Source organism: Streptomyces sp. bgisy027 (assembly GCF_057710365.1).
The window spans coordinates 47,882-74,507 of sequence record NZ_JBYIVZ010000015.1 but is presented as its reverse complement, the minus strand read 5'-3'; the positions used below and the strand labels follow the sequence as shown (position 1 = coordinate 74,507).

The window sequence follows — 26,626 nt, the reverse complement described above, 5'->3', positions numbered from 1 at the left end:
TCTCTAGCCCTGTCCGAGCTGGGCGACGTCGCCGCCGAAGCGGATCCGGATGGTCTCCATGAGCCAGTCGGTGAAGGCGTCCCCGCCTCCGGGGGCGAACTCCACACGCATCGCGGTGCCGGCCGGCTGCACGCCCATCCGGGCGCGGCCGCCGGTGTTGAAGCCGCTCAGGTTGTCGATGTCGACCAGGCTGTTGAGGGCCTTGTTCATGGCCGGCGCTTCGTCCTCGGCGCCCTCGACGATGCCCGGTGGCAGGAAGCGTCCGACTTCCTTGGCCATCACCCTCGACGGCGAGAAGATCCCGAAGCCTGACTTGACCGAGTCGACGATGCCGCTGACGAAGTTCTTCGCCTTGCCCCAGATCCAGGAGCCCATGGACTTGATGCCGTTCCACAGGCCGCGGACCACGTCCTGGCCCTTGCCGTAGAGCAGGCTGCCCAGGCTGCCGATCGCGCGGGAGAGCCGGCCGGGCAGGCCGCGCACCCAGCTCACCAGGGCCAGCGCGCGCTGTACCGCGGCGTCACGCATGCCCTGGAACGCGGACGTGGCTCGCTGGCGCAGGGCGCCGAGCAGCCCGGACAGGGCGCTGCTGGTGCGGCCTGGCAGGCCCTGCAGCCAGGTGAGGAGTTCCATCGCCTTGCGGATGGCCCAGTCCTTGGCCTGGTTGAACCAGCCCGCGATCTTCCCGGGGATCTGGCCGAGCCAGTCGATCGCGGCGAGGACGGCGTCCTTGGCCCAGGTCACCTTGTCGACGACCCACGACCAGGCCGTCTCCGTGGCCGACTTGATCTCGTCCCAGTACATGACGATCAGGACCACGATCCCGGCGACCGCCGCGGCGATACCGGCGATGATCCAGAAGATCGGGTTGGCGAGCATCGCCGAGTTCATCGCCCACACCGCGATCGCGGCAATGCTCATCGCCGCGGCCAGGGCCAGCACGACGGGCACCAGCGCCTGCACGAGCCCGGGATGCTCCTTGAACAGCTCGGACACGAACCGCAGAGCAGGCAGGAGCATCTCACCCAGCGTCGTCGACACCGTCCGCATGATCGAATCGAACTGCTGCGCAGGACTGTTCTCCAGCGCGGTGTTCGCGGCCGCGGCGGCGCCCTTGACGTTGTCCAGGCCGGTTCCTGCCAGGGCTGTCGCCGGGTCCATGGCCAGCAGCGCGGTCGTGGCTTCGCCGGCCATGTCACCGAACAGGGCCACCCCGAGTTCTGCCTGCTTCGCCGGATCCTTCACCCCGCGCAGCGCTTCCAGCGTCAGGCCCAGGGCGTCCGCGGCGGGCTTGCCGCCCTTGTGGATGTCGGACAGCATCGTGTCGGCGTTCAGGCCCAGCGCCTTGAAGCCCTCCGCGGCCCTCTCGCTTTCCTCGGTGGTAATACGGGCGAACTCGTGCAGCACGTCACTGGCCTGGTCGATGTCCCGGCCACCCGCCTTCACGAACTGCGACATCAGCCCGAAGCTGGTCTGCGCGTCCAGGCCGATCTGCTTGAAGTGCTTGCCGTACTCGGCGACCACGGCGGGGATGTCGCCGCGCATCGCCTCGGGGAATTCGCGAGCGGCGACGGTCATGACGTCGAAGGCTTCGGCGGCGTCGTCGACGAGGCCCTGCTTGACGAGTTGCCCGGCCGCCTTGGCGGATTCACCGACGTCGACCTGCAGCCGATCGGCAAGCCGCAGTGCGGACTTGGACATGTCCTGCAGCTCGGCGTCGGTGAAGTCACCGAGCTCGCCGACCGAGGACACCACCGCGCCCAGGGCGTCGCCGACCTCGCCCATCGACTCACCCCACCCGGCGGCGAACACGTCCCCCGAGATCTGGCCGGCCCGGGCGGCTTCCTGCTCGGTCAGGCCAAGCTGGTCCTGCAGCCGGTCCGTCACGGTGGTGATGTCCATCGCGGAATCAAGGCCCATGACGAACGCGGCGCCCAGGCCCGCGGCCGCCACACCGCCGGCGGCCTGCAGCCCGGTCAGCCGGTTCTCGATGCCTTGCGCGCCGCGGTCGATCTCTCCCTCGGCCTCGGACATGTCGACGCCGAGCCGGACCAGGAGCTCATCGAGGACTGCCATGCGTCACCGCCTTCCTGCGTGTGCGCCTGATCCGCTGAGCGCGCTGCTCGTCGTCCTGGTCGTACTGCCGCTGCCAGTCCTTGACGATGGCGAGCATTTCCCGGCCGGACTGGCGCGGCCGGTCCGCGTGCGACCACAGCATCAGGTGGTCGCGCAGCAGGGTGCGCCGGCCTCTCTTCAGATGCGGGCTGAGCACATCCATCGCGTGGCGGGCCAGCAGGACGTCCAGGCGCCGCGGGGTGATCGGCCCGTACAGGTTCTGGTAGGCGACCAGGTGGACGATCTCGTCGTCGGTGAAGCGCTGCATGACCTCGCCCGGCGAGGCCTGGAAGGCCACGGCGAGGTCGTACAGCAGCCTCAGCTCTGGTCGCCGTCGGAGTTTCCCTCCGCGTCCTTCACCTTCTCCTCGAAGTCCCGGTCTTCACCGGACAGGTGCCGGCACAGCTTGAACAGGCCGTCGACGATGCCGCCGGACTTCTTCGACAGGATCGAGATCCCCTCGGCGAGGTCGGGGAAGACCTTCTGGCCGGTGCCCTGCTCGTACAGGCACTTGGCGACGATCTCGGCCCGGTTGGACTTCACCGCCATCTCCGCGCCGCTCTTGCCCTCCTGGAAACGCAGCTTGTTCAGCTTGTTCTGATACGCCTCCCAGTCCCCGGACGGCAGGCCCCACACGTCGACGGTGACGCCCCACTCGGGGATGTCGACGTCGTGTTCGACCTTGATGTCCTGGGCGGCGCGGATCGCTTCCTTGATGCTGCTCATGCCCGTTGCTTCTTTCTCGGTCAGCCGGTGGCGGTCAGCGTCGGCTTGCCGGAGATCTTGAAGGTGACCTCGCGGCCCATCTTGTCGTCGATCGGGAACTCATCGCCGATGTCGCTGATGCCGGCGGTGAAGTCCCAGGTGTGCTCGTCCGGATCGCCCGGCAGGAGCACGAGCTGGTAGTCGCGCAGGTCGTCCTCTTCGAAGTCGGCGTCGAGGGCCTGGTGCGTGGTCTCGCCCGGCCGGTAGTTGATCGTGGCGCTCACCTCGCCGCCGTCCTTCATGCCCTTGGTGAACTCCCGGTACTTGTCCGGGGAGTCGTGCGCCGAGACATCGATCATGTTGCGGGTGCGGGACGGTCCCGACAGGGACTCCACGCTCGCGATCGTCACGAACACCCCGCCCCCGGTGGAGTCCCGCTTCAGCTGGGTCCCGGTTGCGTCCTCACCAGCCATGGCCGGTCACTTCCCTTCTGCTGTTGGGCCGTTCACGGGATTAGGGCTGTACCTCGGTCAGCACCCGGAACGAGATCGGTATGTGCCGGATATCGCCCGGCGGTTCGGGATCGGTCAGCGTCTGCTGCGACACGAAGTAGGTCGCCACATGCCGGTGCCCGACGATGGTCAGGGGCCGGTGCTCCAGCAGGGCCCGCAGCCGGTTGGCGATCGTGCGGGCCTCGTGGTAGCCGAGGTACTGCGACCACACATGCAGCGTGATCACCGTGCTCGAGCCGTGACTGTCGTGGCTGTTGTCCGGTGTCTCGACGGACTCCCCGAGCACCACGTACGGGTAGGGCTGCTTCTCCTCCACCCAGTCGAACACGCCCTTGATCAGATCCATCAGCTCGGTGTCCGCCGTCAGCAGCGCGAGCACGGCATCCTGCAGCGGGCCGTCGGCGGAGGCGGAGACGGGCATGCTCACCGCAGGGCCCTCCTGACCTCCTCGGTCAGCCGCGCCCGGTACTGGCCGCGCTCTCTCTCGAGCGCGGGGTGCAGGGTGGGTTGCGCGGCCTGGCGGCGGGTGCCCCGTTCGACGAAGACGGCGTAGAAGTCCTGCTGGTCGAACCAGCCCACATCGGCGACCAGGTCATCGTCCCGGTAGCGGATGTCGACGGTGTCCTTGAGGTGGCGGTTGTCGCGGCCGCTGGTGTCGACGGGCACGTTGCGCTTGACGTCGTCGCGTACCGCCTCGGCGGACTCCTTCACGCCCTTGGCCAGGGCCTGCTTGAGCTCGTCCGGCAGGTCCTCCAGGCGCTGCCGCAGCCGGGCCAATCCGGTGATCGTCACGTGCGAGCGCCCGCGTGCCATCGCCCCGCCCCCTCCCCGCGTTCGATGGTGTCGGCGGCCTGCCGCAGCAGCGCGGCGAACCGGCCCCGGTCAAGCGCGGCCTGCTCGTCGCGCGCGGTGTAGACGGTGATCGGGTACTCGCGGCCGGCGATCCGCGCGAACAGCTCGATGTCCAGCCGCACCGTCACCTCGGCCCGGCTCACCGGCGTCTGCTCTCGCGGCGCATCTCCTTGCGGATGATGTGCAGCTCGGCTGCCACCGCGAGCTGCGCCCACACCAGCCGCTCGGTGAGCGGCCGGTCCTCGTCCTCGGCGCGCTGCTTGCACTCATGGGCCTCGCTGGCGACGAACACCCGCGCGGGCGCGCCCGCGCGCTCGTGCTCGGCCACGGCTCAGCTCTCCAGCTCGAACGCCGCGACCGTGACCGAGGTGACGTCGTCGTAGGTGATGGCGGCGCGGCCGTTGGCTCCGCGGTAGACGTTGTTCAGCGGCAGGATCCCGTGGTCCCCGGCAGCCACCACCAGGGAGGCGTCCGAGATGGCCAGGCCCTTGACCGTGCCCGGGGTGGCCACGGTCACCGTGTGCGGGCTGGCGTCGCCGTTGGCCACGTACAGGAAGCGGTGCGGGCCGACGGGAGCGGTGTCGCCTCCGCCTGCCGCGGCGACGGCCTGCCCGGCGACGTCGGCGATCCCGGCGTCGACCGGCACCGTGATGAGGCTGAGGTCAGCCATTGGTCTCTCCCTCTCCTTGGATGAGCTGGCACATGGCCTTGCGGTAGCGGGCGGTGGACGGGCCGATGACGGCGAGCACCCGCCACTGCTCGCCCGTTGCCGTGTCGTGCAGCTCGTCGCCGCGGCGGACGTCAGCACCCGGCAGGAGGAACACGTCGTGGCTGTGCTCCGAGGTGGTCTGCGCGGCGACCAGCTGCTCGGTGGCGGACGGCTGATCGACCTTCGCGCGCACCGCATCCGGCTGCAGGGCGGGGCTGGTGGTCTGCCCGCCGTGCCCGTCGTCCGCGGTCTCCGGCCGCCACACCTGCAGTTCGCGGTTCAGCCAGTGGCCGATCATGTCCGCGCCCGGTACACGCCGAGGGTTTTCTTGTCCGCCTCGGACAGCACCATCCCGAGCATCTCCGCGGCGAAGCTGCGGGAGTGATCGCCCAGTGATTCCGATGCGAGCGTGGTCGGGTTGTCCCAGGCGGCGGCCGCCATCCGCAGCACGATGCGCTTCGCGCCCTTGGGGATGGTGGCGTAGCCGGGGGTGTAGACGACCTCGACGGACTGGTCCCAGGTGGGCCACCAGCCGTTCACGCGGGTGAGGATGCCGGCCCGCGACCAGGTGAAGTCGGCGTCCTCGCCGAAGGTGAGGACCTCGTTCGCCTCGGTCTCGTGCAGGATCGTCACGGACGTGACCGAGTTGACGGGCCAGCGCGGCAGGATGAGCTTGCGCGAGCCGGTCCCGGGGGTGTCCGGCCACCGCTCCTGACGGGTCGGCGCGTCGAGGATGACGGTGTCGGTGGACTGCTCCAGCGACTGGCCGATCTCGTCGTCGATGGCGCCCTCGGCGAGCTCGATGAGGAGCTCGGCCTGGGCGGTCTCGTCGGTAGTGAACGCGCCGGGGTGCCGCAGCAGCAGCCGCAGGTTATCGGCGGAGGCGTAGGCCACGGCACCCCACCTCCTCGCTCACTCCCGGCCGTCCTCGCGCTCCTCGAGGGCCGCGGTGATGACGGCCAGGAGCTCGTCCTTCTTGGCCTTCTCCGGAAGGGAGATGTCCTGCGCGTCGGCGTAGGCCTTGAGCTGCTCGACGGTCAGCTTCTCCAGCGGAGTGTCCTCGGCCGCCTTCTGCTCGGCCTTGGGCTCGGTCTTGCGGCGGCCGGGGAGCCGGTCACGCAGCCGCGGCTTGGGCTGGTCGACGGCGACCGCGTGGCCGGCGTCGATCCGCTTGAGCGCTTCGGCCTCGGGCAGGTCGCGGATCTCGCCGGCCCGCGCGGTCAGCGTGGGGCTGGCGACAGGGCGGGTGAACTCGATGCGCATTACGGCTTCACCCGGCCCTTGCCCCGCACGACGGCGACGCCGAAGTCCGCGTTGCCGGTACCGGTGTCGGTCGCGACGACGCGCAGCCACCGCTTGATGCCGTGGTAGCCGAGCACGGTCACCGCTGCGGCGACCGCGGTGGCCGGCTCGGTGCCGTCCAGGTCCGCGGCCGCCACCGCTGCGTAGGTGTCGGGGGCGCCGGTGCCGTCGTCGTCGGCCTCCTGCACCTCGAAGCTGAAGCCGGTGTCGGTGGCGGCACCGACGGTGATGACGACGGCGGCCGCGTCGAAGCCTGCCAGGTCCACGTCCGTGCCGGTCTCGGTGGCCTGGTAGTTGGCCGGCTCGATCGTCTGCACGATCGACAGATGGTTCTTGATGTCGTTGCGCATGGCGCGCTGTCCTTCCCGGCCCCGAGGGCCGTGTGCGTACGGTCAGAGGGCTGGGATCAGGCGACGGTGTCGTTGGACTGCAGCCGTACGAACGGCTCCTCCAGGACCGGCATGGCGTCGGCTTCGGCGCGGCCGATGAACCCGACCTGGTTGGCCTCCGCGTACAGCTCCACCAGGCGCTGGATCTCGAACTGCAGGGCGTCGACGATCCAGTAGAAGGAGAAGTCGCCGAGCATGCCGATGTAGTCGTTGTCGGCCATCGTCGACGGCGCGAACTCCGAGAGGACGTAGGGGATCTCGAGGATGGTGTCCGGCTGGTCCCCGAGGCCGGCCTTCCAGATGTACTGGTCGTTGGCGTCCTTGATCTTGCGGACCTCGGCCAGGACCAGGCGGTGGAACAGCCACCGCGCGCGGCGGTGGTACTGGCTCTTGAGCGTGTACTTGGCGTCGATCAGCGCGTCCGCCGCGAAGCCGTCGGTGGAGTTGTGCACGAAGTTCGTGCCGTCCGTGGGTACGTCCAGGTCGCGGCTGGTCGTGATGCCGCCGAGCTCGGCGTTGCCCGGGGTGAACAGGCCCAGCGGCTTCTGGTTGCCGTCGCCCGTCATGAACGCGTTCTCCTGCGCGGTGCCGTGCCGGTAGGCCATGCGCTCACGCACGATCGCCTCCGGGGACATCGTCGCCTTGCGCAGCAGCGTGCGGGAGATCTTCACCCGCTTGGCGAGCGGGTGCGGCCGCAGCTCGCGCTTGCCGAACCGCAGCGCGTCGTCCTGGTTGCCGGTGGCCACCTCGCTCGTCCAGGTGGCGTCGTCCAGGTCCGCGTCCCGCGTCGGGATACCGAGGGACTCGGCCATCGTCAGGCGCTGCACGGTGGCCAGGCCCCGGATCGGCATCATGTCGTCGACGTTGGCGAGCAGCTGCTGAACGAACTGCTCGGGTGCGACGAGGAACCCGCCCTCGGGGTCGTTGCCCGCGTTCAGCGCGCGGGCCTGCGTCGCGGACAGCGCGGAGCGCCCGTTGCGCAGGTAGGCGTTCCACGCGTCCATCCGCTCCTCGGCGCCGCGGCCGCCCGGGCGGTTCGGGTCGTCGTCGGGCAGGTCGTCGACGCTGCGGCGGTCGTCCTCGAGGAGGCGTTCGGCTCGCTCGATGGTGGCGTCGAGCTTGTCCCGCTCGTCCATGATCGAGTCGAACTTGGTCTCTTCATCCGGCGTCATCGCGCGGCTGGCGTCGGTCGCCGCCTGCATGATCGCCGTGGCCTCCTTGCCCAGCTTGCTGCGCTGGGCCTTCAGCTCGCGGATCTTCAGGGTCGTCATCTCTCCGTCCCCTTCTGGGTGTTAGGTGGTGCCGCCCGCGGTGCAGGGGGCGGAAGTCAGGTCGTGGCCAGCCGCAGGCCGGCCACCTTCAGGCGCCGCATGCGGGCCTCGTGCGCGGCGGCGCGCTCGTCGTCCTCGTCGTCCGTGCCGCCGGCGGCGTCGAGGAGCTCGCTCAGCGCGTCGCGGGCGGAGGTGACGAGCTGCTTGTTCTTCTTCGACAGCACCGCGCCCGCCCGCCCGGGCACGCTGCTCAGCTGGTCGAGGTGGTCCATGACGGCCTGGGCGAAGGCCTCGGCGTCCGGCCGGCCGCCGGCGAGGTGGCGGACCAGGGCGAGCTGGTCGTCACGGCCGGATTCGACGATCGCGTTGGGGTCCATCGGCAGCGGCACCGCGGAGACCTCGAACAGTTCCCAGCCCTCGGGGGTGCCGTCGTCGGCGATGTTCCATACGTCGAAGCCGATGGAGAACGCGTTCATGATCTTGTTGCGGTACTTGCGTTCGACCTTGCGGGCGAAGTCGTCGTCCTGGTCGAAGACGACGGCCATCTTCAGCTTCTCGCCGTCGATCCACGTCTTGTCCGAGCGGCCGATCGGCAGCCCGTCACGGCCCCAGTACGAATGCCCGTAGCCGACAACGGGGTTGGCCTCGAAGCGGCCGAGCTCGGCGCCCTTCATGGTGAGGTTCAGGCCGTCGCCCTTGCGGCCCTCGGTCGCGGCGACGATCGTCAGCGGCTTGCCTGCCGCGTCGTCGCCCTGGTCGTCATCGTCGGCGCGCTGGACGTAGCCGCGCAGGTAGTGGCGTTGCCCCTTCATCGGTCCCTCCCGGGGTGTCGTATCTGCCGGTCACGCGGCGCGGTCTGCTGCTGGCGTGCGGAGAAGCGCGCCGGAGTGCGGCCGCAGGAGTCCTCACGGCGCACGTGCCACCAGGCGCCGGACGGGCCGCGCTCGGCGGGGCGTCCGCACGCCGAGCAGCTGCCTTCCTCGATGCCGTCCGGCGGCTGCTCAGTCGGCGACAACGGGCACCACCTCGCAGTCGCACCCGGCGTGTACCGGGGGGTGGAAGGTGTTCCGCTTGGCCTTGAGGGTCTCGCCGTCCTCGCCTTCGACCTCGTCGCCCTTGGCGATGAACGGCTCTTCGATGGCGATCGTGCGGCCGTCGAGCTTGGTGCAGTACGGGCAGTTCTTCGAGCCGCGTGCGACCCACTGCAGCTGGCGGACGCCGGCCTCTTTCCACGTCTCGCGTGCCGCGGCGTTGGGCAGCTGCGCCGCTTCCCAGCGGGCGGTCTGCTCGGGCCGCTCCTGCTGCCACTTGGTCAGCAGGTCGACGACCGCCTCGGCGGCGTCCTGCTGGCTGTCGGCGGCCTCCGTGCGCTTGCGCAGTCCCCCGAAGCTGGTGGCGAGCCGGTAGGCGACGTGGGAGAGCGTGTAGGCGTGCGCCCACGTGGAGAGGTCCACCTCGTCCTCGTGGCCGACCTGATCGGCGGCGTCCTCGGCGACGTCGGCGGCGAACGCGGTGATGATCGGCAGCCACAGCGCGGTCATCGCCGCGGCGATCGGCCCGTCCTGCGCGTACAGGACCTGCAGCGCGGCGATAAACGCCGACGTCGACCGGCCGCCGCGGTCGCCGGTGTCGAGGTGCTCGTCGACCAGGCCGCCGACTTTCTTCCGCTCGAGGTCGGCGATCTCCTGGTCCGCCTCGGCGATCTTCGGCGCCCACGCCTCGGCGATCCGCTCGCGGGCGGCGACCGAGCGGCCGGCCAGCATGCGCGCGTGCCGGCGCGCCACCGCCCGGGCGTCGTCCTCGTCGTCGGTCGCCGGGCTGCTGCCGGCCGGGACCATGTTGAGGGGGACGAGGTAGGCGTCGCCGCCGTCGACCGGGTTGAGGTTCTCCCGCTCGCGGACGTCGTTCGCGGACAGCCATCCCCACTGACGGCCCACCGCGTAGGCCTGGTAGCGGGCGACGGTGTTACCGCGCAGCAGCGCGTCGACCAGGTGCTCGGGGAAGTACCGGGCGCGTTCCTCGGGCAGCAGGAGCTGGGTGAGGATGGCCTGCTCCCAGCGCGTCAGCCACGCGCTGAGCGCGCTGCTGACGTAGTCGATCTGCTGTTCTTCGATGTTGCTGAAGGTGGCCCGGTCCAGGTCGCCGATCTTGTGCGGGGGCAGGCGCAGCCAGCGGGCCATGTCGGTGACCTGCAGCTTGCGTGTCTCCAGGAACTGGTTCGCGTCGTTGGGCAGGCCGACCTGCTGCCAGGTCACGCCCTCTTCGAGGATCGCCACGCGGTGGGAGCGGTCGATGCCGCGGTGGATGTTCTCCCAGTCGTCCGCCATGCGCTTGCGCGCCTCGGGGGAGAGGTTCTCCGGGTGCGACAGTGCGCCGGCCGGCGCCGAGCCGTTGCTGAACGTCTTCGCCCCGTAGTGCTCGGTGGCCAGGCCCAGGCCGATGCTGTTCGCGGCGAGCTCGACGACGCTGTAGCCGCGCACGCCGTCGAAGCCGAGGCCGTTGACGTAGAGGAACTCGCCGGGAGCGAGGTTGGCGTAGATGCCGTTGACGTCGTCGCGGTACTTCAGCCACCGCTCGACACGGCCCTTGCCCATCTGCCGCACGCAGACCTTCAGCCGGTCCGGGCGCAGCGGCCACAGCTCCTCGATGACGCCCGTGCGCTCGTCGGTGACGACGTAGGCGGCGCCACCGCCCCAGGTGATGGCGTGGCCCTGCAGAGCCTCCTTGAAGCTCATCGCGCCCATCATGTCGTTGGGAGCGTCGTGCAGCAGCGGATACAGCGGATGCCCGGTAGCCCGGGCCTTGCCGCGGCGCATCCGCTCGTACAGGAACAGCGGCAGCAGGCCGAGATCCTCGGCGATGACGCGCACGCCGGCGAAGAACGGGGCGTACATCATCGCCGTGTCGTAGTCGACGCGCACGCCGGCGCTGTTGGCCATGTCGCCGGTGAACCAGTCGACGACCCACTTCTCCGGGGTGGCGATCCCGGACAGCGGACCGGCCGAGGCCCTCGCTACCGTCTGCACGGCGGAACGCAGGAAGCCCATCAGCGCGTCACCCGCCCTTCCTTGGCATCGATGAGCGCCTGGCGCGCGTCGGCCTTCTCGGTGAGGACGGAGAAGACCAGGCCGACGGCGAGCAGCGCGCCGCCTACAACGGTCAGGCCGAGCCATGGGGCGACCAGCCACAGGCCGGCGCCGAGGAGCACGATCCCGAGCAGCGCGAGGACGTCCCAGCGGTCCACCCGTCACCTCCTGGTGGTCACAGGGCCATGCCCTGGGTCTCGTAGACGGACGGCTTGGGCATGCCGCGCATCGCGCCGTCGACGGCGAAGAGCAGCGAGGGGATGCCGTCGATGCGTTTGCCGGTCTTGTCGCGGTCCGGCTTGACCGGGCGCAGGCGGTCGGGGTCGTCGCGCGGGCTCTTCTTCTCGACGTTGTCGGCCATCCACTGCGCGACGGGATTGCCGAAGTGCGCGAGCTCGGCCGCTTTCAGCCGCCGCATGAGCTCACTCATCGGCGCCGTCATCCGCAGGTAGGTGGTGTCGGACTCCTGCATCTTCAGCCGGGTCCGCTTGGTGATCGCCTGCCGTACGGGTTCGCCGCACCACTTGTCGTAGGCGACGCTCACGATCTTGAAGTCGCCGTGGTCCGCGGCGATGTCGTCGTAGATCGTGTCGTAGTCGATCGTGTCGCCCTCGGTCTCGGTGATCCATCCGTCCCGCACCCACTCCTCGAAGCGGCCGTTGGTGTGGTCGCTGAGGACCGGGGTGATGGACTCCGGGACCCAGAACCGCCACAGCGCCGAGCCGTCCGGGAAGAGCAGCGTCCAGGCGGTCAGGTCGAGCTTGCTGGACAGGTCCAGCCCGCCCCAGCAGCGCTCGCCCTTCAGCCGCGCCCGGACCCAGTCCGGCGTGGGGGCGACCTCGCGGGTGCACGCGTTCCACAGGTCCATCGAGATCCACCGCGTCACCTGGCTCACGCGCTGGTTCAGCCGGAACTGGCGGAACCCGTTCTCGGCGGCGACGTTCTTGCAGGCCTCCTCGGCCTCCTCGCGCAGGGACGCGAAGGACAGGAAGTTGCCGAGGGCGGGGTTGGGCCAGGCCCAGTTCCGCTCGTCCCACGGATCGAGCGAGACGGGCAGCTCCGGCCGCGCCGGGAACAGCCGCCACAGCCGCTCCAGCTCGTCGACCGTACGGGGCGCCTTGCGCACGAACACGAAGTGGTGCGGTGCCCGCGCGGGGTCCTCGAGGACGCGGTCGGCCTCGTCGATGAAGTCGGCGCCGAAGCTGGCGCCGTCCTTGGTCTCGGTGGTGATGGCCAGCATGAGCGGCTGCACGCGGGCGCCGGCCGCCGTGCGCATGGCCGTCCACAGCGAGTCGTCCGGCTGGGAGAGGACCTCGTCGAGGATGAACGCGTGCGGGTTGTGGCCGAGCTCGACATCGGCGTCGGCCGGGATGACCTCGTAGTGGCTGCCGGTCTTCTCGTCGACCAGGCGCCGCTGGTTCTTGATGTGGGTCAGCCGCTCGCTCAGGATCGGCGACTTCTTCACCATCTTCGTGGCGGGCTCGAACACCTTGCCCGCCTGGCGGGTGTTCGCGGCCGCGCCGTAGACCTCGGCGGACTCCTCGCCGTCCGCGCACAGCATGTACAGCGCGATCCCGGACAGCAGCGCGCTCTTGCCGTTCTTGCGCGCCATGACCACCGTGGCACGGGTGTAGCGGCGGACGTAGCGGCCCCACTGCTCGGACCAGTGGACCTCGCCGAACAGCGGCCGGATGATCTCGTGCTCTTGCCACGGCGCGAGCTCGAAGCGGGTGTTGGCGAGCGCGCCGGCGGGGTGGATGAGCAGCTCGGCGAAGAACTTGACGACCTTGTCGGCGCGCGGCTCGCAGTAGTGCGCGCCGCGCCGGGTGCACGTCTTGCCGTCGAGGGTGTAGCCGCACACGCCACCGCGGCGGCTGGCCGGCCGCCACCGCTTGTGGTGGTCGATGCGGACCGTACGCGTGCGCCGTGCGGGCCGCGTACGGGACGGCTTGCGGGAGGTCGGCCGGGTGGTGGTGCGCGCGGCAGCCATGGCGCCCTCCCTGCGTCAGGACAGCAGCCGCTCCGCGCTCTTCCCGTCCCCCTGGTTCGGGATCTTCAGCTGGGCGCGGTCGCTGGGGGTCAGGCCGAAGCGGGCGCCGTAGCGCTGGACTTGGGCGTCGGCCGCGTCCAGCGCCAGCAGCCACGGGTTCTTCGCGCGGCGGGTGCCGGTCAGCTCGCCGTTCTTGTTGAACACGTCGAGCTCGACGACGGCGCCCTCCTCGTCGACGTGCTCGGCGGCGTCGCGCCGGCGGGCCACAGCGTCGCACCAGTTGGCGAAGGCCTCGGTGTCCCACGGGGTCAGCACCCGCTTGGCCTCGAGGTCGCCGGCGAACTGCTCCCACACCTCGAGGGCGGCGTCGCTCAGCCAGCCGGGCGGGAGGACCTCGCCGGCGTCGGGCTGCGGCTCGTCGGTGTTGATCCGGTCCTTGCGGTCGCCGTGCAGCACGCGCAGCTGCGTGGGCTTGGGGGCCGGTCCACGCTTCCCCATGATCACCTCCATGGTCACGCACGGTTACGGCGGGCGGCCCCGGTACGGCGGATCCCGTTACCTGTCAGCGCGAGAGCCCGCTCCCCCCCGCGTTCCGACCCCTCCCAGGACCAGAAATTCCAGGCCCCCTCCCCCGGCCGGCACCGTCACGTTCCGTCAGATCAGAACGGAGGAACGTCAGGCTCGCGGGGCGTGGCTGCCCAGCCGGCGGGCTGGTGCTTGCCGGTGGCCCGGGCGTGGCAGGAGGCGCACAGGCCTCGGCCGTAGTTGGGGTGGTGCTCGTCGAGGCCGCGCCGGCGGAGCTCGCGCTTGGACAGCGGGTAGTGGTCGGCGTGCTCGCTGCGCGCACCGCACGGGCTGCCGTGCTTGTGTCCCTCGTCGGTGCACACGCAGGTGGGGTCGCGTTCCAGGACGCCCGTGCGGAAGCGGTCGCGGTGCTCGGCTCCGTAGCCCTGGGCTGTGGCTGAGGGACGGTCACGGCGTGAGCCAGCCAGGCACTCGGCGCACTTGGCGCTGCCCTGCACGGGTTCGCGTGGGCAGCCTGCTGTGGTGCAGGGACGTGACGCGCGGGATGGCATGGCTACAGCACCACGGGCCCATGGTTGGGTCCCCCGGGGCGCACCGTTGCTTCCCAGTCCCTCTTGATCTTCTCCACCTGCTCGGGCGTGAGGGGATCGTGGACGTGCTCCTGGGCGTACGGGACGTGCACGGTGAGGAGGACGTTGTCGTCCCCGGCCATGACGAGGTGGCCGTCCTGGTCCAGGGCGAGGAGGACGAGGGTCACGCCGTGCGCGTCCATGGTCAGCGAGCGGACGTGGTGTGGGAGGCCGAGGACCTCGAGGGCGGCGTGTACCTGGGCGCTGCCGATGGCGGCGGGGAGCTGGGGCATGGGGAGCATGGGTCTCCTTCCGATAGCGAGGCAGCCCGGGGTTCAGGTCACCAGGCTGCCTCGCCTCCACGCCGCCGTGCGTGGTCATGGTGGCGGCCCCGTACCTGGCGGGTACTGGGCCGCGCTGTGCGGTGGGGTCAGCGTTGGGTCATCTGCATGTCCTCGAGGGTCCACGTGTTGTCGTCCTTGGTGGACACGGTGCACACGTACTCGGAGCGGACCTTGGCGCCGAAGCCGTTCTGGCTGTCGACGACGCCGGCGACTTTGTATTTCCAGGGCTTGGTGTCGCTGAGGACGGTGGTCTTGGCGTAGTCGGAGTCCATGACCCCGGGGAACTCGGCGCTGCCGGGGGACTTCAGGCGCTGCTTGACGAAGTCCTCGCACATCACGGCGGCGGCCTCGTCGAGCGGTTTGCCGTCGCTGCTGCAGGCGGTGAGGAGCATGGCCGCGGTGAGTGTGGAGACCGTAGGGACGTTGAGGTGTCGGATTCGCATGTCGTGCACGGTGGCGGCCGGGCGTCTGGTTACGGGCGCGTATGAGGGGCTTGTGACGGCGCTGTGGCGGGGCTGTGACGGGGTGTTCGGTCCCGCTGCCCGGGCGCTGCCCCGTACGGCGCTCCGCACTGGCGTCGTACGGCCCGGGCAGCGGGGGCTATGGGGTGCTGATGCCGACGAGGCGTAGGGCGCGGGCGCGGGTGACTTGTTCGGCGTGGGCGATGTCGGTGCGGGTGTAGAGGGTGCGGCGGTGGTCGTCGATGCCGTGGGGGGTGAGGTGGCCGCGGCTGCGCCATTGGCGGATGGTGGCGGGGGTGACGGCGGCTGCGCCGGCGGAGACGAGGCGGCGCCAGGTGGTGGCGAGTTCGGCGGCCTGGGTGGCGGTGTAGAGCGGCTCGTGCATGCGTGTGTCACCTCCGTGAAGGGTTTCGGGAGATGGGCACACGTGTGCCGTTGGCATGAGTGTGACGCTACGTGGTGATCTTTGTCCAGCAGGAACGCCGGCGGCCCGTCTCGTACCGGGGTGCGAGGCGGGCCGTGTGAAGCGTCGACCGGGACCAGCCGAGTGCCAGGGGGCAGTGTGGCACAAGGGTGTGACAGCCGTCAGAGGTGCCATTCCTCCCACGACTCCCAGCCGTCACGCGTCCGTTTGACCACGACCGGCAGCTCCACGCGGAAGCGATGCCCGCAGGGGTCCACGTCGATCTCCATCCATTCCTCGTACTCGTACCAGCCGACCTGCACCGCGTCGCCGCCGCACTGCGGGCAGCACGGCAGTGGAGAGGCGTCGTCGCGTGGGGCGTCGTGGAAGGCGATGGCGCGGTGGCCGTCTAGGGGGATCCGCACCGAGTCGTCCATGGGGTCATCCTTCCGCATGGTCAGGCTGCGTCTTCTGTGGCCGCGGCCTGGTGGGCGCGTAGGAAGTCGGCGGCGTGCTGGTCGTATTCGGCGTGGGTGAGGTGGTGGCCGCAGCGGCTGCAGGTGATGCCTTCCTGTCCGTCGACGGCGGCCAGGGCGAAGGCCTCGCAGGCCGGGCACTGGGCGGCGTATTCGTGGCGGTGGGGGACGGCGTGGGTGAGGTCGCGGATGCGGTCGATGAGGTCGCCGAGCTGGCGGTGGAAGTCGGCGATCCAGGGGTGGGTGAGGGCGTGGGGGAGGTAGGCGGTGAGCCAGGTGCACCAGCCGGGGATGGTGGCGCCTTTCTTCGGTACGGCTTGTTCGCAGGGGCGGGTGTACTGGGTGCCGTAGAGGTCGCGGCGGACGGCGGGGTGGCTGTAGGCGATGAATCCGGCCCAGGCGTCGAGCCATGCGCGGATGGGGATGGTGTCGGGTTCTTCGTCGGCGGTGCCGGGGTCGGCGTGGCCGGGGCCGAGGAGGGCCAGGACGCGCATGTCGACGGGGACGGGTGCGTGGGCGCGGCCGGTGCCGCCGATCCGGCCTGCAGACGGGCGTCCGGCGGGTGCGACGAATTCCTCGAGCAGGCGGGTCTGGTAGGGGAGTTCGGCGAGCCATGCGCGGAGTTCGTCGGTGTGGAGGGGGCAGGCGTGCTGTCCGTCGGGGGCGGTGCGGGGGCAGATGGCGCAGCTGCTCATCGTTGGACCTGCTGCAGGTCGGTGAAGATCTGTGCGATGTCGCCGGGGGTGAGCTGGGGGTAGTTGCCGAGGACGTAGCCGAGTCGGACGTCGAGCTGTGCGGCGTGGACGGCGTGTGTCCAGTGGCCGGCCATTGTGCGTGCCTCGTCGGGGCTGAGCTCGCCTTTCATGGAGCCGCGCGCGATGTGGACGTAGGGCAGGCCGGTGTGGAATCCGGCGCAGGCCTCGATGCGCAGGGCGGGCTTGCCGGCGGGTGATGGGCGGACACCGCGGATGTCGCGGAGCATGTGGCCGGCTGTGAGGGTGTCGACCTTAAGGCTGGTGCGGCACCAGTTGAGGAACGCGACGTCCATCTCGGCGTGGGCGGCGGCGGCCATGAGGTCGCGGGCGGTGGTGAGGACGTCCTCGGGGTCGAGGATGGCGCTGATGGGCCCCCAGTCGAGCTGGCAGGCAGCCTTGCGGGTGGTGGGATGGATCATCGATCGGATGTAGGCGGTGCGCTCGTCTGCCGAGGTCATGATCGTTCTTTCCGGCCGGTGACGACCGGCCATGGCTACTGGATAGTAATGACAGGTCTCTCGCGCGTACGCGCGCGCCTGCGTTCCGCGCGCGCAATCACAGGCGCGCGCGAGGCTCAGGGCTGTTCGTAGGTCACCGGGTCTCCTTGCGGGTGTGGTTGGGGCAGGTGGGGTCGTGGTGGGTGTTGAGGGTGGTCCACCAGCGTTCGCAGCAGGCGTCGTGCAGGTGGCGGATGGCGTCGAGCATGGGCTCGGGGTGGTGGCCGGCTTCGTCGATGGCGGCCTGGTCCTGCTCGGCGGTCGTGGTGGTGTGGTGGCGGCCGCGGAGGTGGCGGTGGGCTTCGATGGCGCGGCAGATCATCAGGTAGGCGCCGGCCCACAGGATGATGAGCGCCGCGGCGCCGCAGAGCAGCAGCAGGATTTCGAAGGCGGTGAGGGTGTCGTCGAGGGTCATGCTCGGGGTCCGAAGATGTGTTCGAATGCCTGGTCGGCGTGGGCGTGGAGGGCGGTCATCGTTGCCACCGATGCGGCCGTACGCCGACGCGGACCCTGCCTGCGGACATGCGCCGGCGTGTGCCGTGTACGGGCAGGGGCGGGGCGGTGCAGGTGGCGGCGTGGGGCATGTGCAGGGCTTCGGCGCCCTCGGGGGTGGGGCGGTCCTTGGAGAGCTGGCGGACGAGCCACCGTCCGGTGTGGTCCTGGCGTACGGCCTGGTTGCCTCGCTCGTCGCGGTCGCGGTCGACCATCTGGGCTTTCTGGCGTTCGGTGGTGCACCAGATGACCTGGGCGAGGCATCTGGGGCAGGTGGCGGGCCCGTTGGGGGCGGGCGGGCGTGGGGTCGGGTAGGGCATTGCATCGGGTCCTTGTCGGTCAGGCGGTGGGGCGGCAGGTGGTGCACAGGCCGGCGGGCAGGGGTGTGCGGGCTGGGCGGTGGCAGTCGGTGCAGTGGTGGCTCAGATGGGGTGGGTGGGCGGTGCGGTAGCGCTCGCGGGTGCGGGCGTCGTCGATCTCGGCGCAGGCTTTGCAGGGCTGGCCGGTGTGGGCGAGGAATCCGAAGTGGCACTCGGGGCGGCGGCACTTGGAGCGCACGGGCAGGACGGCGCCCAGCAGCCAGCGGCCGGGGTCGTGGATGTCCTCGGTGGGGGTCCAGGCACGCAGGCGGGTGATCTGGTCGCGGATGTCGTCGGGCCAGATCCCGGAGTCGAGTTGCCGTCCGATCTCGCGGGCGATGCGCCGGACGGTGAACACCGTGCAGGCGGGCAGGAGATCCGCGACGGGGGCCAGGACGGCCCAGACGCGTGGGCTGAGGGTCAGCGGCGGTCCGGCGTACGCGGGGCGCTCTGGGGGGCGTACAGCGGGCCGGAACGTGGCGGGAGCGACCGAAGCGACCGAGCCGGTCCGGGAGTTATCCACAGGCGGGGCGACCCACTTACGGTCATCTCGCCTACGGCGGAAAGCCCCACGCTCCTGCGTGCTTCCCCGGTCGTTCAGTTCTTGGTCTTCCTTATACGCGGGGGCCCCGCCCTCAAGATCGGGAGCCACCCCGCCTTCAGCATCGGGAGTCGGCACCGGGGCGGGGTCCGGAGCGGGGGGCTCGTCGACCGGGCGGACGGGGTCGTCGTGGACGGTGATGGCGTGGCGGCCGCGGTAGCCGGCGCGCTTGTCCTGGCTGATCCAGCCGGTGTCTTCGAGCTCGTCCAGGAGGCGGGCGACCGTGCCCTCGTGCAGGGGCTTTCCGGCGTGGCGGCCGCCGTGGTGGCGCAGCACCGCGGCGATCTCGCCGAGGGTGAGGTCCCGCTTCTCGACGAACGTGGTGTAGCGCAGCAGGAGGTACAGGCGGTGCAGGGTGCCGCGCAGGGTGTCCGCGGCCCGTACGGGCGCGCACACGAACCGCTCGCCCTCGTCGAGGGGACGGCACGTGCGCTCGTTCGTACGGCCCGTACCGGTCCCCCGGTGCGAGCGCTGCCGGCGAGTGAGCTCCTGCACGCCGTCGGTGGGTGCGGGCCTCGACAGCCGCCGCAGCGCCTTTTCGACGGTGGAGACGCCCAGGCCGGTGTAGTCGGCCAGCTTCTCCACCGAGGCCTCGCAGGACCGGTTCTTCGACAGGGCCCGGACCTTGCCGTAGACCTTCGTGTCCGCGTCCGCGTACGCGCCGGCGTCGAGGACCAGGCGCAGCGGGTACTTCACCCACTGCCCGCGGCCCGCGCCACCGGCCCCGCCGCTGCTGCGGCGGGGCTCGGAGGCGAGCGCGCGGGAGTGGGTCACGGTGTCCTAGCTGGTGTCGTCGACGGATTCGCCGCCGGGAACGGTGTAGGTGGCGCCGCACGGGGCGGTGCGTATGCCGGGGCCGGTGTGCCGGTGCCGCTCGCCGCAGCCGCCCGGGCCGTCGCAGCGCACCGTGTACTCGGTACGCCCCGACGTGCGGATCGGATCGGCGCTCACGGCGGCCGGCCCGCCCCAGCGGGGCGGATCGGCGGGCAGCAGCGATAACTGCCGCTCGGCGCCGCTCATGAGGCATCGCCGGTACTGGGTGGCTCCTGGCGGGCGCCGGGGGCGGACGGGATGGTGAGCGTGATGGCCCGGGCCACGTGGGTCTGCTGTCCCTGCGGGGTCGCCACGCGACGTATCAGGCCCGTCCGCTCCAGGTCGCGCAGGGAGAGCTTTACCGAGCGCTGGGTCAGCCGGGTCTTCTCTGCCAGGGAGCTGAGGTGCTGGATACCGCCTGCGGGCAGGTAGCCGTCCGTGCCGGCGTGGTGGGCCAGCACGAAGGCGACCAGTCTCGGGGCGTAGTAGAGGCCGGTGTCGGTCTGTACGGCGGCTTCCCACGCGCGGCGGTCGTAGCGCGGCGCGGCCGTGGTCTGTGTGCGGGCGGCCGGAGCCTGGCAGGTGGGTGTGGGGGCCGCGGTGAGCGGGGCGCCGCAGCGGCCGGCGGCCAGGTCTGCCGGGGTCGGTACGGATCTGGTGGACATGGGTTCACTTCCTTGCGGTCGGAGTGCCCGGGCAGCGCCGGGCGTGGATGAAGGGGGCGGCCTTGACGAAGCGGGCGACGTCGGCCGGCTCGCCGCGCTCTTCGAAGAGGCAGCCGTGGGGGCAGGTCAGGCGGGCGTAGGGGGTGCGCACCCAGCCACCGCGGCGGGGGTTGTAGTCGGCGACCACCCACAGCCCGGGCAGCTCGGCAGGCGGCCACGGTTTGGCGGTCACGGCTGCCGGCCGGTGGCCGGGTCGACGGGTGCGGGGTTGGGGTGTGGCCGGGGCACCGCGCCGGCTGGCGGGCCGTCGCAGTCGGCCACCAGCAGCAGGGCAGCCACCACGGCCGCAGTCAGCACGGCCCATGCGCGGATCACCACAGCCACCTCCAGGAGTGGTCGGTTCAGATGGGCCGCCCGTCCCGCCGGGAACTACGGGGCGGACGGCCGGTCATCAGGCGGCCGGCCGGTCAGCCGGCCGCAGCCACATGTGCGTCAACTCCCAGCGCTGGCCCTCACGCAGCACGCCGCGTTCGCGCGCTGTACGGACCGCGCCTGCGAGCCGGCCGACGGCGTAGTTGATGACCTCGGCCGCGTACGCGCCGGTCTCCTCGAGCAGCGCCAGGTCCTCGGCCAGGCCCGGGAACCGCTTCAGGTCGACGACCACCATGTGGCGCGGCGGGGGCGGCGCCTGGCCGACCATCACGTCGAGGTGGCTGGCCACCCTGGCAGCCACCGGCGCGGCCACCTCAGCCACCGGCCGACGTGGCCGCTCAGCCACCTCAGCCACCGGCGCGGCGGCCTCGGCCAGTGGCCGGGTAAGGAGCTTGGCGGCCGCATGCCGGCTGATTCCCAACTCGGTCGCGACACGGCGCGCGCCCCAGCCCAGCTCGGCCCTCAACCGGTGGGCCTCGGCATGCTGGTCGACGCCGCTCACCGAGCGCCGCCGACGTGGATGGGCCGGCCGTCGCGGACGATGGTCAGCCGGTGCGGGCCGGCTTCCATCCACAGCTCGGTCAGCGGGTCGGGGTCGTCGTCGACGGCGAAGCAGCCGACCATGCCGTCGAGGAACTCGGTGTCCTCGGGCAGGGTGTGGGCGAGCAGCTGCATGGACAGGAACCCGCCCTCGGACGCGGCGACGAGGTACGTCTCACCGAACGCGGCCGTGGTGCCGGCGGCCTCGTAGTGGACGTGGACCATGTCGCCGGGGCGGGCCGGATACCAGGGCGCCGTGGTGAGCGCGGCGTAGCCGGAGTTGAGGGCGGCGACCTCGCCGACGAGATCCCGGCGCCGCTTGGCGTCCTCGGCCTGGGCCAGCGGGCTCACCGGGCCGTCCGCGTTTCCCCACACGGCAGTAGCGATGTGCTCGGCCAGGCCCCTGGGCGTGCCGCTCCAGGTGTTCTTGATGTGGGGCGTGTTGAGGTAGCGCTCGGCGACCTGCACCGTCATACGGTCCGGCTCCGCGCCCGGGATGAGTTCGGTCATCGCGAGGGTGATGAGCGCGGTCCTGCCGGTGAGGCCGCGGCGCCGCCCGGCGTCCTCGGCCCGGGCCAGCGGACTCGGCTCGGGCTCGGTGGCGGCGCGTCCGTACAGGGCGGTGTAGATGGCCTCGGCGACCTGCGGGATGGACGCCGTCCACTCGTTGCGGCCGCCGTCCAGCCGCAGTACGGGCTCGCGCAGTTCGCGGCCGACGAACGGCCGGGCCAGCTGAGGCTGACGCAGAACCCGGGTGATGATCTCAAGTCGCGTGTCGCGACGCATAAGCGTGTGTCCTTCGGTGTTGCCGGGTGGGCGGGACGGTTGTCAGGGCACGTCCCGCCCACCCGGGGATCGGGGTGGGTCAGGCCGTGGGTCGCCGGTGGCGGCCGGGACCTGGCGGGCCTGGGCGGGTGTGGCGCAGGTCGGCGTGCGCCCACACCGTGGCGTGGGGCAGGGGCGGCGCGGTGTGCTGGACCGGCTGGCCGATCGTGCGCGCCGGACGCCGCACGGGCAGCCGGTCGAAGATCACCGCCAGCGCGAACACGGCGGCCATGACGAGGCCGAGGTAGAAGACGCCGAGCAGTAAGATCACGGCGCCACCCCCCGCACCTGGTCGCGGCTGACCCACTCCTCGGTCAGGCACAGGGCGACGACGTGCAGCATGTTGTTGGCCCCGAGCTTGTCGACGGCCCGGACGCGGGCCGTGCGCACGGTGTCGTGAGCGAAGTGCAGCCGGGCGGCCGTCTGTTCGGCCGTCTCGCCGCGGGCCGCCCCGGTGACGATGAGGAGCTCGGTCTGAGACAGCGGGCAGCGCTTCATGCGCTCCGCCTCGCGGGCCGCGGCCGCGAGGACCTCCGCGCGCGGGATACGCGCGGCCACCTGCCGCAGGCGCCCGACCTCTTCGAGGAGCAGCAGACGCACGCGATCCAGACGGCGCCCCTCCGACAGCAGATGCTGTTCGGCGGGCGTGCCCGGCAGCCAGCGCCTGCCCGGGCGAGGGCCGGGCGGCAGGAGCAGGCCGCCGCGGCGCAGCTGCGCGATCTCCTTGTCCTTGAGTGGCTCGCTCATCAGTGGGTCCTCGTTTCACGCTCGTCGAAGTGGACGAGGGCGATGTCCAGCGACAGGGCCTGATCCCAGCGCCCGGCAGGCGGTTTCTCGCAGGTGCAGTCCAGGCCGCACAGCGCGGCGTGCATCGCCGCCTCAGCGACCGTGGCCGGGTCGGCGAGCTCGTCCACGTCGAGCACGGCCAGAGCGTCGCCGCAGCGGACGGACCAGCCGGCCAGGTGCGACCACTCGACGGTCAGCCCGTCCGCCTGAGCGGCGGCCGGGACCAGGTCGTCGTGGCCGGGCAGCCACTCAAGCCGCAAGAACAGCTCCCGCTTGCTGCGCGGGTGCTCCTGGCGTACGCCGGTCTCGAGGAGATCCGGCACCATCACGACCTCTGCGAGGGCGGCGTGGACGGCATCGGCGTAAGGGAGGTGCGGCAGGGTGGCCCGGGTGGCGTCGTCCGCCGACAGCGCACTGTCGTGGATGCTCTTCCCGGACCCACCGGCCTCGGTGGTCCCCTCGACGGCGCTCACCGGCCCTCACCGCCCCCGGCGGCCGCGGACTGCTGAGCACGCCAGGCCGCGAGCTCGTCCTCGTTCAGATGACCGCGCGTGGCCACGACTGCAACGTCCACCCCGCTGACCACTGCCTGGGCTTGGTGGGACTCGAAAGCTGCCGCAGTGCTGTTGTGGTCGTAGAACGTGACCTTCACGGTGGCTCTGAGGGCATCGGCCCACGCACGCACACCGGCGGTGCTCCCGGCGGAGATCTCCAGGCTCGCGTACGTCCTGCCCGGGTCCTGGTAGGCGGAGGACTGAGGGCGGATCTCCCGGATCGGCAGGTCGGGATGGTCGGCCAGCAGCTGGCGGGCGACATGGGCGACGCGGAACGCGCCGGCCTCGAAGGCCTCGATGTTGGCGAGCGGGTCCCGCTTGGTGGTCTCACTCACCGGGCACCCCCGGCGGCCTTGTCGTCCTCGGCGCACGTGCAGTTGGGGCCGATGCCGCCGGCGTACGCGCACCGGGCGTCGTGTCCCCCGTTCGGCGGCCACGCGTCGGTGCCGGTGTCCGGCGCGGGCGCGCTCGGTGCCTGCTGGTGGGGGTCGACGGCGGCGGCGAGCTCCGCGCCGGCCGCGGTCATCGCCGCGTACGCGCACGCCAGGTTGCACCACCAGCGCGGGCCGCCCTCGTCGTCGACGCCGGCGACCTCGACGAAGATCCATCCGCGCTCCACCGGCCGGCGGAGCTGAGCGAACTCGGCGTCGGTGGTCCCGCAGCCGGGGGTGTGGCAGGCCTCGGCGGGCTGCACGGTGGTGAGCAGCTTTTCGCCGAGGGCCTGGCGCTGCTCGTCGCCCAGGACGAGGGCGGCCGGGCCGCCGCGTGCGGTGGTGCAGGGGACGATCGTGTTCTCGTGCGGGGTGTCGCCGGAGGGGCCCATCACCAGGCCGTCCCACGTGATGGCGAGGGGTGCGGTGGTGGGGGCGCAGTCGTCGAGGGCGGCCAGGACCTCGCCCACCCTCAGCATGTGGTCGGGGTGGCGGCCCTGGCACAGCTGGCCGACCGCGCGCCAGCGGGCGTGGAACCACGCGCTGGTCTCGGCGTCCTGCTGCGCCTGGGCGAGCTCGGCGCGGACCTCGGCGCGGGCCTGCTCACGCTCGGCAGTCCGTACGGCCTCGATGCGCTGCGGGTCGAAGACGATGCCGGCCTGCACCTCGGCGGCCGCGATGTCGCGCGGGGTGACGGGGGCGTCCTTGGCCATCTCCCTGGCGACCACCGCGGTGACGGCACGGCCCGCAGGCGTCGCGGCCGGTGCGCAGGTGCCGCAGAACAGCACCTGGGCGCCCGACGGGTAGCGGCGGCCCGCAGGGTCCGGGTACAGCGCCGTGTCCCCCGCGCCGGCCAGGGCGCCGCACACCGCGCAGACCGGGCCCTCGACGGACGGCTCCGGGTACGGCGACCGCAGGTCGAACGGGACGTCACTGCCCTGCCACGGGTCGTCGTACTGCGTCCCCGCCGGGGCAGGGAGAGCCAGCCCGAACGTGGCGAACGCAGCCTGTACGGGCGGGGCCGGAGGCCAGGCGGGGGATCCCGGGGGCTGTGCCCCGGGGTTCTGGGATGCTGTGTTCACGGGATTCCACTCCTGGGTGAGGTTTGGGTGTGGATGTGCCGAGGGGTCGTGCACCGGGGTCCAGCCGGGCGCGGCCCCGTTCTTGTGTGGTCAGGCGGCCGTGCTGGCGCTCTGCTGCTGCGGGCGAATGGCGCCCTGCAGGAGCACGACCAGGCGGCCGATCTCGGCGTCCGTCAGCCGACAGCGCGAGCAGTCGTCCGGGTCGGGCCGGCCGTGCTGGCACGGCTCGTTGAACCCGGCCTCGAACGCCTCGTCAGGTGTCAGGCAGACGCGGCCGCTCATGCCGCGTTGCTTTCCGCCATCGCCGCCGTGGGGTCCGCCATCGCCGCCGTGGGGTCCGGCGGCATCAAGTCGGCGATCTCGCAGTCGAGTTGCGCGGCGAGCCGGGAAAGGACGGAAGCGGATGCGCCGCTCTTCCCCTTCTCGATGCGACACAGCTGTGCAGCCGAGATGCCGACACGTGCCGCGAGTTCGTTCTGAGCGAGGCCCGCCTGTACGCGCTTGCGGAGAACCCGCACAGGGTCCTGAGCAAGCCGGGTTTGGGCTTGTTCCATGCTGGAGAGATTACGCTGGATTACAGCTAGCAGTCAATAATTGGCCGTAATCCAAGGGAGTCCGACGTACTGACGTGCGTAATTACGCGAGATTGCGTACGCTTACTTGCTGGTCAACCGAGCCGGGAGTGCAGATGACGGCGCAGCAAGCCGCCCCCGAGCCCCCGCCCGAGGCGGTCCTCATCCGCAGGGCACGCCAGGCCCGGGGCATGACGCGCGCAGAAGCGGCGGAACGAAGCGGGGTCGTGAAGGCCTCCCGCTGGGGCCAGATCGAGAACGGCTACCTCATGAAGGACGGCACCCCAGTAGCCACCAAGGTCGGCGACATGCAGCTGGCGCACATGGCGCGGACGGTCGGCTTGGCGCCGGAGCGGCTTGATGGCGCGGGCCGGGCCGATGCCGCGGAGATCCTGCGGGAGATCGCACGCCAGGAGACCGAGGCTTCGCAGGAGCAGGAACGGCCGTATGCCGATCTGTCGGACCGGCTTGAGCGCACGGCGTGGGAGATGCCGCTGTCCGTCGAGGACCGGAAGTTGATCGTGGACATGCTGCGTGAGGCGAAGGCGCAGGGGCGCGGCGATCGGAGCGCTAGCTAGGGATGAGCCCTGACCTGGGGCTTGTCACGCTGTGGAGTGTTGGTGCTTAGCGGACATTGAGATGGACGACCTCGGGGCCGCGCACCTCGCCCACGACCAGCCGGTCCGGCCGCATCCGCAGTGCCTGCCGCACCAGGTCGTCGAGGGCGACGAGCCCGGCGCCCTCCTGGTTGGCCGGCCTGCTCTCCAGCCGTACGACGTGCGGATGGTCCGGCCTCAGCTCCGCGGAGTCCTCGGCGAGCACGATCCGCTCGCCGTCCCCCACCAGTCCGAGCAACGCGCTCAGGAGTGTGGTCTTGCCGCTGCCCGTGCCGCCGCTGATGAGGAACGACAGCCGTGCGTCGACCAGTGCGCGCAGCACCCCGTCCCCGCCGGGCGGCACCGTGCCGGCCGCGACCAGTTCGTCGAGCGTGAACGCCCGGGGCCGTACAACTCGCAGCGACAGGCACGCGCAGCCGACGGCGACGGGTGGCAGCACCGCGTGCAGCCGGGTCCCGTCGGGCAGGCGGGCGTCCACCCAGGGCCGCGCGTCGTCCAGTCGCCGCCCGGCCACCGCGGCCAGGCGCTGCGCGAGACGTCGTACAGCAGCCGCGTCCGGGAAGGACACGGACGTCAGCTCCAGGCCGCCGCCCCGGTCCACCCACACACGGTCCGGCGCCGACACCAGTACGTCTGTCACGGACGGATCCGCGAGCAGTGGTTCCAGCGGGCCGCTCCCGACCAGCTCGGACCGCAATTGCGCAGCCGCGCCGAGGACTTCGGCGTCCCCCAGCACCCTGCCCTGCTCGCGCAGAGCCTGCGCCACCCGCGCGGGCGTCGGCTCGGCCCCGCTCTCGGCCAGCCACTGCCGCACCCCGTCCAGCAACTCCGACGGCATGCCGACGGCCCTGGCCGCCAACCGCTCCGGAACCAAGCTCCGGGCCGGCGGACCGGCT

At 71.4% G+C, this 26,626-nt stretch carries 44 protein-coding genes and 1 pseudogene; 1 reads left to right on the top strand and 44 read right to left on the bottom strand.

All coding sequences use genetic code 11. The features are described 5' to 3' along the window. Positions 1 to 3: 3 nt before the first annotated feature. The 43 genes from AC3ETA_RS17490 to AC3ETA_RS17280 all read right to left on the bottom strand — a co-directional run bounded on the left by AC3ETA_RS17490 (position 4) and on the right by AC3ETA_RS17280 (position 25,095). The gene (locus tag AC3ETA_RS17490) at positions 4 to 2,076 is read right to left on the bottom strand and encodes a phage tail tape measure protein (protein ID WP_432193816.1); all 2,073 of its coding nucleotides are present in this window, start codon (positions 2,074 to 2,076) and stop codon (positions 4 to 6) included. After that, positions 2,060 to 2,413, bottom strand: coding sequence for a hypothetical protein (locus AC3ETA_RS17485; protein WP_432193815.1), 354 nt, complete (start codon positions 2,411 to 2,413; stop codon positions 2,060 to 2,062). The genes AC3ETA_RS17490 and AC3ETA_RS17485 overlap by 17 nt, the downstream gene beginning before the upstream one ends. Before the next feature lie 20 nt (positions 2,414 to 2,433). Next, a complete protein-coding gene (locus AC3ETA_RS17480) occupies positions 2,434 to 2,841 on the bottom strand; it encodes a hypothetical protein (protein WP_432193814.1) in 408 nt (135 codons plus the stop codon). Positions 2,842 to 2,861: 20 nt separating this feature from the next. Further along, a complete protein-coding gene (locus AC3ETA_RS17475) occupies positions 2,862 to 3,293 on the bottom strand; it encodes a phage tail tube protein (RefSeq protein ID WP_432193813.1) in 432 nt (143 codons plus the stop codon). A gap of 40 nt (positions 3,294 to 3,333) precedes the next feature. Beyond that, positions 3,334 to 3,753, bottom strand: coding sequence for a DUF3168 domain-containing protein (locus tag AC3ETA_RS17470; protein WP_432193903.1), 420 nt, complete (start codon positions 3,751 to 3,753; stop codon positions 3,334 to 3,336). Positions 3,754 to 3,755: 2 nt separating this feature from the next. Beyond that, positions 3,756 to 4,145: an HK97-gp10 family putative phage morphogenesis protein gene (locus AC3ETA_RS17465; RefSeq protein WP_432193812.1), complete on the bottom strand. Its 390-nt coding sequence runs from the start codon at positions 4,143 to 4,145 to the stop codon at positions 3,756 to 3,758. Further along, on the bottom strand, positions 4,121 to 4,327 hold the full coding sequence (locus tag AC3ETA_RS17460; protein WP_432193811.1) for a hypothetical protein: 207 nt from the start codon (positions 4,325 to 4,327) through the stop codon (positions 4,121 to 4,123). Before AC3ETA_RS17460 ends, AC3ETA_RS17465 begins: the two co-directional genes overlap by 25 nt. After that, a complete protein-coding gene (locus tag AC3ETA_RS17455) occupies positions 4,324 to 4,512 on the bottom strand; it encodes a hypothetical protein (protein WP_432193810.1) in 189 nt (62 codons plus the stop codon). The genes AC3ETA_RS17460 and AC3ETA_RS17455 overlap by 4 nt, the downstream gene beginning before the upstream one ends. Before the next feature lie 3 nt (positions 4,513 to 4,515). Next, entirely contained in the window at positions 4,516 to 4,854 is a 339-nt protein-coding gene (locus tag AC3ETA_RS17450; protein WP_432193809.1) for a hypothetical protein, read from the bottom strand. Further along, on the bottom strand, positions 4,847 to 5,191 hold the full coding sequence (locus AC3ETA_RS17445; RefSeq protein ID WP_432193808.1) for a phage head completion protein: 345 nt from the start codon (positions 5,189 to 5,191) through the stop codon (positions 4,847 to 4,849). Before AC3ETA_RS17445 ends, AC3ETA_RS17450 begins: the two co-directional genes overlap by 8 nt. Beyond that, positions 5,188 to 5,787 (bottom strand): hypothetical protein, encoded by a 600-nt coding sequence (locus tag AC3ETA_RS17440; protein WP_432193807.1) that lies wholly within the window; start codon positions 5,785 to 5,787, stop codon positions 5,188 to 5,190. The genes AC3ETA_RS17445 and AC3ETA_RS17440 overlap by 4 nt, the downstream gene beginning before the upstream one ends. Positions 5,788 to 5,805: 18 nt before the next feature. Continuing rightward, a complete protein-coding gene (locus AC3ETA_RS17435) occupies positions 5,806 to 6,156 on the bottom strand; it encodes a hypothetical protein (protein ID WP_432193806.1) in 351 nt (116 codons plus the stop codon). After that, a complete protein-coding gene (locus AC3ETA_RS17430; protein ID WP_432193805.1) occupies positions 6,156 to 6,545 on the bottom strand; it encodes a hypothetical protein in 390 nt (129 codons plus the stop codon). The genes AC3ETA_RS17435 and AC3ETA_RS17430 overlap by 1 nt, the downstream gene beginning before the upstream one ends. A 56-nt stretch (positions 6,546 to 6,601) precedes the next feature. Beyond that, positions 6,602 to 7,855 (bottom strand): phage major capsid protein, encoded by a 1,254-nt coding sequence (locus AC3ETA_RS17425; RefSeq protein ID WP_432193804.1) that lies wholly within the window; start codon positions 7,853 to 7,855, stop codon positions 6,602 to 6,604. Between the two features lie 56 nt (positions 7,856 to 7,911). Continuing rightward, entirely contained in the window at positions 7,912 to 8,667 is a 756-nt protein-coding gene (locus AC3ETA_RS17420) for an HK97 family phage prohead protease (protein ID WP_432193803.1), read from the bottom strand. Further along, positions 8,664 to 8,870 carry a hypothetical protein gene (locus AC3ETA_RS17415; RefSeq protein ID WP_432193802.1) on the bottom strand — a complete coding sequence of 69 codons (207 nt, stop codon included), beginning with the start codon at positions 8,868 to 8,870 and terminating at the stop codon, positions 8,664 to 8,666. The genes AC3ETA_RS17420 and AC3ETA_RS17415 overlap by 4 nt, the downstream gene beginning before the upstream one ends. Beyond that, positions 8,857 to 10,902, bottom strand: a complete 2,046-nt coding sequence (locus AC3ETA_RS17410) for a phage portal protein (RefSeq protein ID WP_432193801.1) — start codon at positions 10,900 to 10,902, stop codon at positions 8,857 to 8,859. Before AC3ETA_RS17410 ends, AC3ETA_RS17415 begins: the two co-directional genes overlap by 14 nt. Then, complete coding sequence (locus tag AC3ETA_RS17405) at positions 10,902 to 11,099, bottom strand: hypothetical protein (RefSeq protein ID WP_432193800.1); 198 nt, start codon at positions 11,097 to 11,099, stop codon at positions 10,902 to 10,904. Before AC3ETA_RS17405 ends, AC3ETA_RS17410 begins: the two co-directional genes overlap by 1 nt. A gap of 17 nt (positions 11,100 to 11,116) precedes the next feature. Beyond that, positions 11,117 to 12,931: a terminase large subunit gene (locus AC3ETA_RS17400; protein WP_432193799.1), complete on the bottom strand. Its 1,815-nt coding sequence runs from the start codon at positions 12,929 to 12,931 to the stop codon at positions 11,117 to 11,119. 15 nt (positions 12,932 to 12,946) lie between these two features. Beyond that, positions 12,947 to 13,429: a phage terminase small subunit P27 family gene (locus tag AC3ETA_RS17395; protein ID WP_432193798.1), complete on the bottom strand. Its 483-nt coding sequence runs from the start codon at positions 13,427 to 13,429 to the stop codon at positions 12,947 to 12,949. A 161-nt stretch (positions 13,430 to 13,590) separates the two neighbouring features. Beyond that, complete coding sequence (locus AC3ETA_RS17390) at positions 13,591 to 13,953, bottom strand: holin (protein ID WP_432193797.1); 363 nt, start codon at positions 13,951 to 13,953, stop codon at positions 13,591 to 13,593. A gap of 56 nt (positions 13,954 to 14,009) precedes the next feature. Beyond that, a complete protein-coding gene (locus tag AC3ETA_RS17385) occupies positions 14,010 to 14,327 on the bottom strand; it encodes a hypothetical protein (RefSeq protein WP_432193796.1) in 318 nt (105 codons plus the stop codon). A 128-nt stretch (positions 14,328 to 14,455) separates the two neighbouring features. Further along, positions 14,456 to 14,812: a hypothetical protein gene (locus AC3ETA_RS17380; protein WP_432193795.1), complete on the bottom strand. Its 357-nt coding sequence runs from the start codon at positions 14,810 to 14,812 to the stop codon at positions 14,456 to 14,458. 157 nt (positions 14,813 to 14,969) lie between these two features. Next, a complete protein-coding gene (locus AC3ETA_RS17375) occupies positions 14,970 to 15,215 on the bottom strand; it encodes a MerR family transcriptional regulator (protein WP_432193794.1) in 246 nt (81 codons plus the stop codon). Between the two features lie 200 nt (positions 15,216 to 15,415). Further along, positions 15,416 to 15,670 (bottom strand): hypothetical protein, encoded by a 255-nt coding sequence (locus AC3ETA_RS17370; protein ID WP_432193793.1) that lies wholly within the window; start codon positions 15,668 to 15,670, stop codon positions 15,416 to 15,418. A gap of 20 nt (positions 15,671 to 15,690) precedes the next feature. Continuing rightward, the gene (locus tag AC3ETA_RS17365; RefSeq protein ID WP_432193792.1) at positions 15,691 to 16,404 is read right to left on the bottom strand and encodes a hypothetical protein; all 714 of its coding nucleotides are present in this window, start codon (positions 16,402 to 16,404) and stop codon (positions 15,691 to 15,693) included. After that, positions 16,401 to 16,922, bottom strand: a complete 522-nt coding sequence (locus tag AC3ETA_RS17360; protein WP_432193791.1) for a hypothetical protein — start codon at positions 16,920 to 16,922, stop codon at positions 16,401 to 16,403. The genes AC3ETA_RS17365 and AC3ETA_RS17360 overlap by 4 nt, the downstream gene beginning before the upstream one ends. Positions 16,923 to 17,055: 133 nt before the next feature. Beyond that, positions 17,056 to 17,376: a hypothetical protein gene (locus AC3ETA_RS17355; RefSeq protein WP_432193790.1), complete on the bottom strand. Its 321-nt coding sequence runs from the start codon at positions 17,374 to 17,376 to the stop codon at positions 17,056 to 17,058. 55 nt (positions 17,377 to 17,431) lie between these two features. Further along, positions 17,432 to 17,773 carry a hypothetical protein gene (locus tag AC3ETA_RS17350; protein ID WP_432193789.1) on the bottom strand — a complete coding sequence of 114 codons (342 nt, stop codon included), beginning with the start codon at positions 17,771 to 17,773 and terminating at the stop codon, positions 17,432 to 17,434. A 19-nt stretch (positions 17,774 to 17,792) separates the two neighbouring features. Next, complete coding sequence (locus AC3ETA_RS17345; protein WP_432193788.1) at positions 17,793 to 19,187, bottom strand: hypothetical protein; 1,395 nt, start codon at positions 19,185 to 19,187, stop codon at positions 17,793 to 17,795. Between the two features lie 6 nt (positions 19,188 to 19,193). Then, complete coding sequence (locus tag AC3ETA_RS17340; protein WP_432193787.1) at positions 19,194 to 19,433, bottom strand: hypothetical protein; 240 nt, start codon at positions 19,431 to 19,433, stop codon at positions 19,194 to 19,196. Beyond that, entirely contained in the window at positions 19,430 to 19,891 is a 462-nt protein-coding gene (locus AC3ETA_RS17335; protein WP_432193786.1) for a hypothetical protein, read from the bottom strand. The genes AC3ETA_RS17340 and AC3ETA_RS17335 overlap by 4 nt, the downstream gene beginning before the upstream one ends. Positions 19,892 to 19,895: 4 nt before the next feature. After that, positions 19,896 to 20,123: a hypothetical protein gene (locus AC3ETA_RS17330; RefSeq protein WP_432193785.1), complete on the bottom strand. Its 228-nt coding sequence runs from the start codon at positions 20,121 to 20,123 to the stop codon at positions 19,896 to 19,898. Continuing rightward, positions 20,120 to 20,266, bottom strand: coding sequence for a hypothetical protein (locus tag AC3ETA_RS17325; protein WP_432193784.1), 147 nt, complete (start codon positions 20,264 to 20,266; stop codon positions 20,120 to 20,122). The genes AC3ETA_RS17330 and AC3ETA_RS17325 overlap by 4 nt, the downstream gene beginning before the upstream one ends. A gap of 76 nt (positions 20,267 to 20,342) precedes the next feature. Further along, positions 20,343 to 20,825, bottom strand: a complete 483-nt coding sequence (locus AC3ETA_RS17320; protein WP_432193783.1) for a hypothetical protein — start codon at positions 20,823 to 20,825, stop codon at positions 20,343 to 20,345. After that, on the bottom strand, positions 20,822 to 21,649 hold the full coding sequence (locus AC3ETA_RS17315) for a hypothetical protein (protein WP_432193782.1): 828 nt from the start codon (positions 21,647 to 21,649) through the stop codon (positions 20,822 to 20,824). Before AC3ETA_RS17315 ends, AC3ETA_RS17320 begins: the two co-directional genes overlap by 4 nt. Positions 21,650 to 21,728: 79 nt before the next feature. Beyond that, positions 21,729 to 21,959, bottom strand: a complete 231-nt coding sequence (locus tag AC3ETA_RS17310) for a hypothetical protein (protein WP_432193781.1) — start codon at positions 21,957 to 21,959, stop codon at positions 21,729 to 21,731. Further along, a complete protein-coding gene (locus AC3ETA_RS17305; RefSeq protein ID WP_432193780.1) occupies positions 21,956 to 22,435 on the bottom strand; it encodes a helix-turn-helix transcriptional regulator in 480 nt (159 codons plus the stop codon). Before AC3ETA_RS17305 ends, AC3ETA_RS17310 begins: the two co-directional genes overlap by 4 nt. Further along, positions 22,435 to 22,947 (bottom strand): hypothetical protein, encoded by a 513-nt coding sequence (locus AC3ETA_RS17300; RefSeq protein ID WP_432193779.1) that lies wholly within the window; start codon positions 22,945 to 22,947, stop codon positions 22,435 to 22,437. The genes AC3ETA_RS17305 and AC3ETA_RS17300 overlap by 1 nt, the downstream gene beginning before the upstream one ends. Next, positions 22,944 to 23,363 carry a hypothetical protein gene (locus tag AC3ETA_RS17295; protein WP_432193778.1) on the bottom strand — a complete coding sequence of 140 codons (420 nt, stop codon included), beginning with the start codon at positions 23,361 to 23,363 and terminating at the stop codon, positions 22,944 to 22,946. Before AC3ETA_RS17295 ends, AC3ETA_RS17300 begins: the two co-directional genes overlap by 4 nt. Beyond that, positions 23,360 to 24,541, bottom strand: a complete 1,182-nt coding sequence (locus tag AC3ETA_RS17290) for a hypothetical protein (RefSeq protein ID WP_432193777.1) — start codon at positions 24,539 to 24,541, stop codon at positions 23,360 to 23,362. Before AC3ETA_RS17290 ends, AC3ETA_RS17295 begins: the two co-directional genes overlap by 4 nt. Before the next feature lie 90 nt (positions 24,542 to 24,631). Then, entirely contained in the window at positions 24,632 to 24,823 is a 192-nt protein-coding gene (locus tag AC3ETA_RS17285; protein WP_432193776.1) for a hypothetical protein, read from the bottom strand. Then, complete coding sequence (locus AC3ETA_RS17280; protein WP_432193775.1) at positions 24,820 to 25,095, bottom strand: helix-turn-helix domain-containing protein; 276 nt, start codon at positions 25,093 to 25,095, stop codon at positions 24,820 to 24,822. The genes AC3ETA_RS17285 and AC3ETA_RS17280 overlap by 4 nt, the downstream gene beginning before the upstream one ends. Before the next feature lie 134 nt (positions 25,096 to 25,229). On the opposite strand from AC3ETA_RS17280, the gene AC3ETA_RS17275 reads away from it, so the two are divergent. Next, complete coding sequence (locus AC3ETA_RS17275) at positions 25,230 to 25,691, top strand: helix-turn-helix domain-containing protein (protein ID WP_432193774.1); 462 nt, start codon at positions 25,230 to 25,232, stop codon at positions 25,689 to 25,691. Between the two features lie 58 nt (positions 25,692 to 25,749). Here AC3ETA_RS17275 and AC3ETA_RS17270 read toward each other — a convergent pair. Next, positions 25,750 to 26,568: pseudogene (locus AC3ETA_RS17270) on the bottom strand (TadA family conjugal transfer-associated ATPase); the annotation flags it as partial. Positions 26,569 to 26,626 lie beyond the last annotated feature (58 nt).